General features: G+C 48.8%; 7 protein-coding genes and 1 tRNA gene. 1 reads left to right on the plus strand and 7 read right to left on the minus strand.

The genetic code is table 11. From position 1 onward, the window contains the following. The 7 genes from K8S15_11590 to K8S15_11620 form a co-directional block, all read right to left on the minus strand. The coding region (locus K8S15_11590; protein ID MCD4776677.1) for a nitroreductase family protein at nt 1-775 on the minus strand (775 nt) is incomplete at its 3' end. After that, entirely contained in the window at nt 759-2351 is a 1593-nt protein-coding gene (locus K8S15_11595) for an Ig-like domain-containing protein (protein ID MCD4776678.1), read from the minus strand. The genes K8S15_11590 and K8S15_11595, both read right to left, overlap by 17 nt. Beyond that, entirely contained in the window at nt 2348-3517 is a 1170-nt protein-coding gene (locus K8S15_11600; protein MCD4776679.1) for a tetratricopeptide repeat protein, read from the minus strand. Before K8S15_11600 ends, K8S15_11595 begins: the two co-directional genes overlap by 4 nt. Beyond that, a complete protein-coding gene (gene miaA / locus K8S15_11605; protein ID MCD4776680.1) occupies nt 3517-4446 on the minus strand; it encodes a tRNA (adenosine(37)-N6)-dimethylallyltransferase MiaA in 930 nt (309 codons plus the stop codon). Before miaA ends, K8S15_11600 begins: the two co-directional genes overlap by 1 nt. Beyond that, complete coding sequence (gene mutL / locus K8S15_11610) at nt 4424-6100, minus strand: DNA mismatch repair endonuclease MutL (GenBank protein ID MCD4776681.1); 1677 nt, start codon at nt 6098-6100, stop codon at nt 4424-4426. Before mutL ends, miaA begins: the two co-directional genes overlap by 23 nt. A gap of 18 nt (nt 6101-6118) precedes the next feature. Next, nucleotides 6119-6207 (minus strand) — tRNA-Leu (locus K8S15_11615). 76 nt (nt 6208-6283) lie between these two features. Next, nucleotides 6284-7099 (minus strand): GNAT family N-acetyltransferase, encoded by an 816-nt coding sequence (locus K8S15_11620; protein ID MCD4776682.1) that lies wholly within the window; start codon nt 7097-7099, stop codon nt 6284-6286. Between the two features lie 115 nt (nt 7100-7214). Between K8S15_11620 and fusA the strand changes: the two genes are divergently transcribed. Continuing rightward, a partial coding sequence (fusA, locus tag K8S15_11625; GenBank protein MCD4776683.1) for an elongation factor G occupies nt 7215-9269 on the plus strand: 2055 nt, incomplete at its 3' end.

The following is a 9269-nucleotide window of genomic DNA, read 5'->3' on the forward strand; positions in this document are numbered from 1 at the left end:
TGTAGATTCTTTCCGGAGCTTTCCATTTCGGTTTCAGGGCGGGATAACCGATACATAGAACCGCTGTAAGCCTTGTTCCCCTTGCTTCACGGGTGTGCCAGGATTTTACGAATGGATAGATCTTCTCAGCGATGCCGTTCCAGAGTGTGCCCATTCCCATGGATACGGCATAATTCATTACTGCGGAAGCTGCGATAACTCCGTCAGTGTAACCTGTGATGTTCTTCCTGGGGACATGGAAGAAAAGCACAACTGGCGCCCCCCTGAAGATTGCATCCTCTCCCGCTCGCAGGCTCTTTATATGCGCGGTCATCCCGGTTATCTTCCCGATAATGTGAGGAAGGCCTGTGAAAGACAAAATATCAAGCATCTTCCTGACAGGCTCTAAGAGCCTCCTGATGTTATCAGTTCCGCTGATAACCCTTACGATTATTCCCTGTGCATTTACACCAGTGGGAGATTGAGACACTATGGAGATAAGCTTACTTATATCTTCTTCCGATGGCACTTTATCCGAATAGAAACGGATAGATCTTCTGCTCTCAAGTAGTGCTCTGTATTGCTTCGGAGCAGCTGCGTTTTCGGGAATTGGCTCCATTCCGAATGCGTTCTCCGGACAGAACAATCCGCAATGACAGCAGCCGATGCATCGGGAACTGTTGAAGACCGGATACCCGTCACTCATATGTATGGCATGTGAAGGACATACCTTTGCGCAGATGCCACAACCGGTGCATTTCGTCCTGCTGAATTTCTCCTCAGGGCAGAATTTCAATGTTCACATCCCCTGTAATAAGACCAGGCTGGACAAGAACCACACCTGGAAATGTGCCATATGGCTCCATTGAGCTCCACGTTCCTCCGTTGTCGGAATCTACGAATGCCGCGACAGTGTAACGCCCGGCGGGTATATCGTTAACCCGGTAATCCCCTGATTGGACAGTCGCGTAGGTTACGGCCGCGTCCCCTCCTCCTCCAGTTCTGCTGATCTGTAGTTTCACAGTCGGGAATACCGAACCGCTGATTCTACCGGTGATCGAACCGGGTTCATCCCCCCATAATGCCGCAAATGCCCATGTGAACGGCATCTGGAGTGTGTCACCCCATAGTGTCGACAGGCCTGGAAGCAGTTCTAATCTGTATTGCTGCTCACCTATGAGCTGATGTTCGGGATAGAACTCAAAAGATCTTCCATCTATCACGATCAGTGATCCTTGAACCGTGGTGCTGTCAGTTATCCTTGTAAGACTGAATCTGTCAGCCAGGGAATCGGGATCTATCCAGTAGTTGAACGAAATTCGATACGGACCTGCAGGATCGGCATTTTCTGCTCCGGGAGCAGGATAGTAGGATCGTATCCTGAGACTGTCCGCAGGTATGGAATCAAGACCGAAAAATTCAAGGGAATCCGGAGCTGATGAATTGAGGATAAGATCTTCAATACCTGATACGTAGGCAGTTATCTCCGCATCGGGAATCCTGTGCGTATCAAGTACCACAGTATTCCCCGAAAATCCGCCCGGCAGCCAGAATCCGTTTACCAGAATTTCATTCCCGATACTGTCCTTCAGAACCACCTCTCCGGAATCGAAGGATTCGTATGATACTTCTTCGTTAAAAAGCAATTGCACATGGTAGCTGTCAAAAGCCGTTATTTCGGAAAGAACTGGTCCTGCAGTATCTACAACGGTCAATATGGCGTCAAGCGTTAAACTGTCATTTTCTACCAATACGAACGAACTGTCAACACCGGCTTCCTGCTCTGAATTCCACAGGTACGACCTGTCCGGATCTTCGTAACACAGCAACCTGTAATTCCCTGATTGCAGCCATTTTATCCATGCTGTACCGGTTGAGTCGGGCGATGTCCTCCGAACCAGAAGAGAATCACGGTAGAGTTCAACCAGCGTAATCCCTGAGAGGTTGCCTCCTCCCTGCCTTGTCATTGCAACCGTCAACTGACCCGTTGGGAGTGAGTCACCCGAGCTATAGACAAGATCCTCAGAAAATCCCGCCCGATTGCCCCTTCTGTCACGGATCTCCTTCGGCAGATGAATAATGAGCGGGTCCGATCCAACGGCCGAATCAAGCTCTATCTTCATTGTGGAACCGCTTACATCCAGTCTGTATTCCATGGCTGGATATATAAAAACAGCAGCGGAAGCCTCTTCCAGCCTTTCGCTCCACTCTATGGTTATTTCCCGAAGATCAGTATATCCGGCTCCAGGAGTTGGAAATACGGAAACTATCTCCGGAGGGGTCTTATCCACAGGCCCTCCCCCGGGGGCTGCCATCTTGGCACAGGTGGTCAAAAATAGAAGGAGAAACAGCAGGAATGCCCCGTATCTCACCCTGCATCTCCCTTACGGGGTTTTCTTCGAAGTAAACCTGCTTTTTTGTAGAAGGTCGAAGCTTCGGTGTCTCTTTTCTGCTTTTCAAGGACTATCGCCAGTTCAACCAGATAATCCGGTTCCTCCGGAATCATCTCAAGGGCTGTTCTAAGGGCATTCTCTGCAGAATCAGGATTTCCCATCAGGTTGAAACACTTACCAATGTAAAAATAAGCCGGAGCATAATCCGGGTTTGCCTCTACTACACCCTCCAGGATATCCACAGCCTCTTTGTAAAGCCCGTTTCGCAGTTTGAATATCCCTCCGAGGAATTCCATATCGATCCTGCTGATATTCTTCTTCTCGGCCTCCTTTTCCCAGTTAACGCTTCTGAGTCTTAAAAGCTGCATTAGCTCTGAAACATAGATCGGCTGAATAATATCGCTGGAGGCTTCTTCATCAATGAAATCGTTGTTATCTTCGTATGCGATTTCCTCCGATTCATCGGACTGGATATCCTCGGCCATAAGGTCTTCGATGTCCGTCAGGGTCTTCTTATCATCTTTCTTCTGCTTATCACCTGTGAAAAGAGCCATCTGTCTGCCTGTGACCTTACCTTTTATGAGGTGGCTGAACATCTCCTTCTGAACCTTGCCATCTTCTACTCGTACAATGGGTCGAAGCTGGAATTCACTGATATCATCGGTCAGCAGGAGTTTCTGCCGCATTTCAATCGGAAGTTTGAGAAGATTGAGTATCTGAGTGATCCTCGCCCTCGAATATCCGAGAAGCTCCGAAAGCCTGCTCCTGTTTTCGCATAACCCGTTACGGAGAAGGCCGTCGAACAGCAGTGCTTCCTCAGAACAGTTCTTAATGGAATCATGGGCCAGTGAAATGTGTACATTGCTATGAACAACCAGTACTTTCATAGTGAACTGCCCCTTCGCGTAGGCTTTCCAGAAACATCTGTGATGAGCCAGCAGGCAGTATTTCTTCGATTCGCCCTCCCCCTCAACTTCATCGTTCTTCGGTTTTTCCTCAATAAGAACCGGTGGTACGTAGGATTCCTTCTGATGAAGCTCAGGATTCCATTCATCCGGAGGTTCAATGAATTCAATATCTTCAATTTTTACCTCCTCCAGCAGCATATGCTCGAGGATTTCTCCCGATTCCCTCTTCTTCTCCATCAGAGTCCCCTTTCACCGAACAGTAGTTTCTCAATCAGATCCGGGTCATCCTCGACCCAGACAATTCCTTCAAGTCGTTTGAACATGTTCTTTTGCCTTCGCACAAGGTGCCATGTATTAATGGCTATTGCATCGACAGTGTCTTCTATAGAAGGTATGACTCCCTCAAGGAAATCCAGAATTTCCCTGTATCCTATGGTTCTCCCCAGAATGCTCTCCCTTCCCCAGCCGCTATCCAGTAATGATTTTACTTCGTCTATCAATCCCTGTCTTATCATCTTCTCTGCTCTTGCCCTTATTCTTCTGCGATGTTCCTGCTTCGGCAGGGAGATACCAACTATTCTGAATTTCTCCGTTAGCGTCTGATCTCCCCCCCTTCGCAAAGCTGACGGTACTTTCCCCGTCAATGCGTAAAGCTCAATTGCCCTTATCTGCCTTCTTATATCTCCGGAACCCGTAACCTCAGCAGTCTTCGTATCCAGCCTTTCGAGCATACGGTACAGTATTCCCGGGATTTCCTCTTCAAGCATTTTCAGACCGTCTCTAACGCCGCTGCACCTGTCGGGCATAGGATCAAGACCTCCAGTAAGCGCCATCAGGTAAAGGGCTGTTCCACCGGCAATTACTGGAATTGAATTTCTGTTCTCTATTTCGCGAATCAGTCTCCGTGCTTCCCTGGCGAACATCCCTGCGGAAAAAGCTTCATCCGGATCAATGCAATCTACAAGATGATGAATAAGAATTAACCGCTCCGCAGGCTCCGGCTTTGCTGTCCCAATGTCCATTCCCCTGTAAACCTGTCTTGAGTCAGCGCTGACTATTTCGAAATCGTATTTCTGCTTCAACTTGAGCAGGATTCCGGTCTTTCCGGAAGCCGTGCATCCGGTCAGCACCGGGACAGCAGTGCTATCTTCCAAATTTCTTACCAAGTTCCTCAAAAGATATCTCTATAAGTGTAGGCCTTCCATGGGGACAGTGAAACGGGTCCTGTGTTGAGAAAAGCTGATCCACAAGATGCCTGGTTTCATCGGGAGATAGATGATCGCCGAATTTCACTGCTCCTGCACATGCTGCGGCGGCGGCTACTCTCTCGCGAATGGGCTTGTCTTCATTCTCAGGGTCCTGAAGTGACCTGAGGATTTCGCGAAGTGCGCCTATTCCGTGAAAAGTTCCGGGGGGAACGGCAGTAAGAACAAGTGTTTCGCCCTCGACATGAAACTCGAATCCCGAGCTGTTAAGAACGCTTTTGTAATCGTCCAGCTGTTCACGTTCTGACGCATCGAGTTTTACATTCTCCGGGAGAAGCAGTTTCTGCTGCCCGGATTCCATATCGCTGTTCATGGTGTTCAGTATCGTTTCGAACAGTACCCTCTCATGGGCTGCATGCTGGTCAATGAGGACTATGCCCTTATCGGTGGAAGTCACAAGATAGGACCTGCCTATCTGAACAATCGGAAAACCCTGTTCTGAACTTTCGGCTGCCTTGACTGAAGAGGGTGCCTGAACTTTCATTGCGGCATCAAATAGAGCGTCCGAGTCTATCTTCTCATAGGATCTTTCGTAGGTGATACCCGCAGAATCTCTACTGCCGGTCATCAAGGTTATAGCACTCTTTCTTGATGATGAAAGCTCGCCAAGCGCGGATTCAACAGCCTCCCTGATCGATGAAGGTTTTCTGAACCTTACTTCACGCTTTGCGGGATGAACGTTTACATCAACTTCATCCGGAGGTACTGAAACGCTGCAGTACAGAAGCGGATAACCCGCAGGGCCTGCTATCGCAGCGTCTACAGGGCCTGAAACCAGACCCGAATAAATCATCCTGCCGTTTACCAGGATATACTGGTGAGTTTTCCTGTTCCAGCGGCTGTCAGGAAACCATATGAGCTTCACGGATGTTCCTCCGGAGTGTCCCTCGGACTTAACGTATCTGCTGTCTCCGGGCAGGTTGTATCTGGAGCGAAGCCTTGCAGGAACGGACTGATCTGCGGGAAGATGGAAAAGCTCGTTTCCGTTATGAGACAGTCTGAAGGTTATCTCGCTCTTCGCAAGAGCGCATCCGGTAAGATATTTTTCAACCCACGTCAGTTCTGTAGCCTGCGTTCTGAGAAAGCGTCTTCTTGCAGGCTGGTTGTAAAAAAGCCCGGCGGCAGTAACTGTAGTGCCCCTGGTTCTTGCGGCGGCAGAAACATCCCTTAGCACTCCACCGTCCATTTGCATTCTCCATCCGTCACCACCGTCAGAAGTAAGAACGGAAAAATGGGTCACTGCTGCTATGCTTGGAAGGGCTTCACCCCTGAATCCAAGTGTTGATAGTGTATCCAGGTCACTGCTTGATGAAATTTTACTTGTCGCATGCCTCTGAACGGAGAGAAGAAGATCGTGCCTGTTCATACCCAGGCCGTTATCCCGCACAATGATGGACTTTCTTCCTCCCTGTTCCAGTTCTACAGTGATCTCTGTGGCTTCCGCGTCAAGTGCGTTCTCAATGAGTTCCTTTACCACCGACGCGGGTCTCTCCACCACTTCACCAGCTGAGATCAGATTGATAACTGTGTCGGGTAATACTCGAATTTCAGCCAAGATAACCCTTTCGGAGAATGGTGCCGGGAGAGGGACTTGAACCCTCACGCCCCTAAAGGAGCAACGGATTTTAAGTCCGTTGTGTCTGCCAATTCCACCACCCCGGCATTTGTTAACGCAGAATATATCAAAGACTGGGAAACAGTACAAAGGGAATTCAGTGAATCGGATGAATCTTCTATTTTACATCGTATATCGAAATACCAGCACGTTGTAATTATCCACAGGCTCCCATGTATTGTAACCTCTATGGTAAGCCCTTTCTATTAGATCCTTCCATGATTCATGGACAATTATGCACGAATGCGAGTCGCCTGCTGTCAAGGCTGCTGCCTCCGCCCCATCGAGAAAACCGTCGGGATCATCGAACGCTCCCCGGAGCGGGGTAGTTTCATCGGAACCCTTTTTTCTCAGGAAACAGACGTTACCAATTCTATAGGCATCACATCGCTTCAGTGCCCACTCGATACCTTCCGGGCAGAGCCTGGCGTATTTCCAGCCGATGGGTATATGGCCTGTAAGACCCATGAAATTATTACTTGAGGGTTCGGTCCTCTCGATTTCCGCGGAGGAATGGATACCTTCTCTTGTCATGAGGATGAAGCGGTTAACAACCTTGAATCCCTGCGACATTGATATGTGTATGCTTTCATTATTCAGGATATAGGTTGAGAACTCCATGCATTCGGCTTCACCGCTTTGTAGAATCCTCTTTCCCATTACAAATGAGAAATCGGCAAGCTGCCTTCCGTATCCTCTGCCCTGGTAATCGGTATGTATACGAAGCCCTTCCAGCCACAGTACTCCATCCGGCATTGGAGTGAGCCTGAAGGTTCCCACAACCTTTCCATTTAGTTCGCCGACATACAGACTGCCGCCCCTGATCCATCCGGGGGCTTTACCTTCAAGATAATCATCTCCATCCCACGTTGTACGGGAGATATCCGTGATATCGTCAATATCGTTAAGCATCGCGATTCTTACTCTCAATTCCGGCATATGCCCCCCATATAAGGCAATATCTAAGTTGTTCAGTATATTACAGGCCTGCTGGGCCTGGATCAACAGGCTTCTTTGTTGAATTATCATGAATAGATTGAACGGAAGTATTAAATTGTCAAGGAAGTATACACTCGAACAGCTCCGGAATATTGGAATAATGGCGCATATAGACGCTGGTAAAACCACCGTGTCGGAAAGGATACTTTTCTATACGGGCAAACTGCACAGAATGGGTGAAGTTCACGACGGAAAAGCCGTAATGGACTGGATGCCCCAGGAGCAGGAGCGTGGCATAACCATAACCAGCGCTGCGACAGCAACAGTATGGCGTGATCACATGATAAACCTGATAGATACACCGGGGCACGTTGACTTCACTGTGGAAGTAGAACGCAGTCTCAGAGTTCTTGATGGAGTTGTTGCTTTATTTTGCGCAGTGGGCGGCGTCGAACCCCAGTCAGAAACCGTATGGAGACAGGCTGAAAAATACTCGGTACCCAGGATAGCCTTTGTAAACAAAATGGACAGGCTGGGAGCGGATTTCTACGGTGTTGTGGAATCAATTCAGAGACAGCTTGGGGCCAACTCGGTACCGGTTGTATTACCCATCGGATCAGAAGACGGTTTTAGAGGTATTGTAGATCTGGTAGACAATTGCGCTGTCTACTACGACAAATCCGACCGTGGAATGTCATGGCATGAAGAACCTATTCCCGACGATATGATCTCCGAAGCTAAAAAATGGAGAAAACATCTCATAGAGAAAGTAAGTGAAATTGATGAGGAACTGTTTGAGAAGTTCTGCGAAGGAGAGGAAATCTCCGGAAAGGAACTCAGCCTTGCCATAAGGCAGGCCACTCATTCACATGCGCTATGCCCTGTTCTTTGCGGCAGCGCGTACAGGAACATGGGAGTTCAGAGGCTTCTGGACGCGGTTGTATCCTACCTGCCAAGCCCCCTTGACCTTCCGCCTGTAAGCGGCCAGTGCCTTGATGGTAATCCTATTGAACGTATTCCCAGAGATGACGGAAGGCTTGCCGCGCTGGCGTTTAAAGTTGTCACTGACCGCCATGTCGGTAAACTTGTCTATCTGAGGGTCTATTCCGGCTCTCTTGAATCAGGCTCCTACGTGTTCAACTCATCGGAGAACAAGATGCAGAGAGCCGGTAGAATACTCCGTATGCACGCCGATAAAAGGGAATCGGTGGATGTGCTGTATACGGGCGAAATTGGTGCAGTCACCGGGCTGAAGGATACATCCACAGGCGATACTATATGCTGCGAGGAAAACCCTATCATCCTTGAGGCGATTGAGTTTCCAACACCTGTTCTAAGCGTTGCGGTAACTCTTGAGAATAAAGGAGAAAGGGATAAGCTCTCACGTGCTCTGGTCAAATTATCCGAGGAAGACCCCACATTCACGGTTTCCACCGATTCCGAAACAGCGGAAACCATCATTTCAGGAATGGGTGAGCTCCATCTGGAGATAATCCTTGACCGTCTTAAAAGGGAGTTCTCTGTTGATGTTATTACATCTCCACCAAGGGTAGCCTACAGAGAAACCATCACTTCCACAGTTGACATAAATGAGAAGCTCTCCAAGCAGACCGGCGGAAAAGGGCAGTATGCGCATGTCATCATGACGCTTACGCCTATGCCTGCCGGTCATGGTTTCGAATTCAAGAACAATGTGAAGGGCGGTAATATTCCCCGGGAGTATATACCGGCGGTTGAGAAGGGAATCGTTGGCGCGATGGCCCGTGGCGTTATGGCTGATTTCCCGGTGGTAGATATCAAAGTAACCTTGCATGATGGCTCTTTCCATGAAGTGGATTCGTCCGAGATGGCTTTCAGAAAATGTGCCGCATCAGCATTCCGAAAAGCTTTCATGAAGGGAAACCCGATTCTTCTGGAGCCTGTTATGAGCGTTTCGGTAACAACACCTGAAGAATACGCGGGTAACGTAACCGGAAGCGTGTACGAGAAACGCGGAAATATTACTTCCATGGACAAACAGGCCAATGCACAAATAGTGAAATCACTCATTCCACTTTCGGGAATGTTCGGTTACGCAACAGAACTAAGGAATATGAGCCAGGGAAGGGCTGCTTTCGCGATGCATTTTGAGCATTACGAAGCTGTTCCGTTCTCAATTGCCGAAAAGGTG

This window comes from Candidatus Aegiribacteria sp. (assembly GCA_021108005.1).
In the GTDB taxonomy this organism is placed as follows: Bacteria; Fermentibacterota; Fermentibacteria; order Fermentibacterales; family JCC-6; genus Aegiribacteria.

Coding starts and splice junctions, on each gene's coding strand:
- K8S15_11600 (MCD4776679.1), bottom strand. CDS start 3,517: ATGGAGAAGAAGAGGGAATCGGGAGAAATCCTCGAGCATATGCTGCTG.
- K8S15_11620 (MCD4776682.1), bottom strand. CDS start 7,099: ATGCCGGAATTGAGAGTAAGAATCGCGATGCTTAACGATATTGACGAT.